This is a genomic window from Lysobacter zhanggongensis (genome assembly GCF_046638635.1).
GTDB lineage: Bacteria > Pseudomonadota > Gammaproteobacteria > Xanthomonadales > Xanthomonadaceae > Novilysobacter > Novilysobacter luteus.
This window is the reverse complement of sequence record NZ_JBJXHK010000161.1, coordinates 1-1,644: the sequence shown is the minus strand read 5'-3', so window position 1 is coordinate 1,644 and position 1,644 is coordinate 1. Positions and strand designations below refer to the sequence as shown.

Below are 1,644 nucleotides of genomic sequence, written 5' to 3'. Positions count from 1 at the left end.
CGCCGGGCGAGCCGGGCAGGTCGACCCGCCGGTTGGCGAGCGGGTCGGGCGCGCCCGGCGCGGGGCGCTGCGGCTGCAGCCACGGCGCGGTGTTCATCCCGATCGATTCGGGTGCGGTGGCGAGGGTGGCATCGGCGTCGTCTTCCACGCCAGTGACGACGTCGATGTCCGGTACCGCTGTCCGCGGAGGTCGCCGCGTCTCCACCGAACTCGCCACCGTCAGCGCCATGTCCGTCGCCGGCGGCCGCACCGCGGGCACCGGCGGAGGGATCCACCGCACTTCCACCGTCGGGCTGGCGTGGGATGGTGCATCGATTGCGGGCGTGCGCAGCAGCCATGGCAGCAACGCCAGCAGCCCGGCATTCACCGCGACCGCCACCATGGCGGCCACGCGCCGCTCCGGCCCTTCATTGCGTTCCCTGTCGTGCATCCGGCCTCCTTGCGGCCGCGGAGTATCTGCCGGCGGGGGTTAAACAGCGGTTATCCGGGCCGTGCGCTGGCGATGTCGCACCGGCCGGTGCGATCCTTGCTCGATCGTCGCTTCTTCGACGCCCCCCGGAACATCGCCATGGAACGCATCGAACGCATCCACGCCCTGCACCGCATCCTCACCGCGGCGCGCTACCCGGTGACGGTGCCGCGCCTGCAGGAGGAGCTGGAATGCTCGCGCGCGACGGTCTACCGCGACCTGGCCTATCTGCGCGACCAGCTGATGGCGCCGGTGATCGGCAATGGCGAGGCCGGCTTCCGCTACGACCCCGACGACCCGAGCCGATTCGAACTGCCCGGCCTGTGGCTCAGCTCCGACGAGCTGCACTCACTGCTGGCGGCCCAGCAGCTGATGATGCGCAGCGGTGGCGGCGTGCTGTCGAACGCGCTGGCCCCGCTGCAGCAGCGCATCGAGAAGCTGCTGGACGACCATGCCGGCGGCCGCCGGGTGCCGGTCGAGCGCGTGCGGGTGGTCCCGCACCGCACCCGCAAGCTCGACGAAACCGCCTTCCGCCACGTCGCCACGGCCGTGCTAGACCGCCGGCAACTGGCGTTCGAGTACCGCGCGCGCTCCACCGACCAGCTCACCCGCCGCACGGTGTCGCCGCAACGCCTGACCCATTACCGCGACAACTGGTACCTGGATGCGTGGGACCACGAACGCGAGGCGCTGCGCAGCTTCGCGGTCGACCGGATCGGCAACGCGCGCCAGCTCGAAGAGGCCGCCCGCGACCTGCCCGACGAGGAACTCAACCAGCACCTGGCGTCCAGCTACGGGATCTTCTCGGGCACGCCAAAGGGCTGGGCGACGATCGTGTTCAGCGCCAAGGCCGCGCGCTGGGTCGCTGACGAGCACTGGCACTCGCAGCAGCAGGGCCGGTTCCTGCCCGACGGCCGCTACGAACTGAAGGTGCCCTACAGCTCGGGCCGCGAGTTGCTGATGGACGTGCTGCATTACGGCAGCGACGCGGAGATCGTCGAACCGCCGTCGCTGCGCGAGCAGGCCCGCACGCTGCTGTCGCTGGCGATCGCCAACTACGAGCGCGACCCGAAGTGACCGCGGCTTGCACGGGAAGGCGCCGTTGATGGCGCCGGCCGACGCCCCCCGGATCCAGCGCGGCGAGCCGGTCGCGCTCGTGCTCGGCGCCGGCGGCG

Annotated in this window: 1 protein-coding gene and 1 pseudogene; one reads left to right on the top strand and one right to left on the bottom strand. The window is 71.7% G+C overall.

What is annotated here, in order from left to right:
- Positions 1–430: pseudogene (locus tag ACKVMH_RS13435) on the bottom strand (hypothetical protein); the annotation flags it as partial.
- Positions 431–568: 138 nt separating this feature from the next.
- On the opposite strand from ACKVMH_RS13435, the gene ACKVMH_RS13430 reads away from it, so the two are divergent.
- On the top strand, positions 569–1,546 hold the full coding sequence (locus tag ACKVMH_RS13430; RefSeq protein WP_215218920.1) for a helix-turn-helix transcriptional regulator: 978 nt from the start codon (positions 569–571) through the stop codon (positions 1,544–1,546).
- Positions 1,547–1,644: the final 98 nt, after the last annotated feature.

Excerpts from the sequence above, each read along its gene's own strand:
- ACKVMH_RS13430 (WP_215218920.1), top strand. The coding sequence starts at position 569 with ATGGAACGCATCGAACGCATCCACGCCCTGCACCGCATCCTCACCGCG.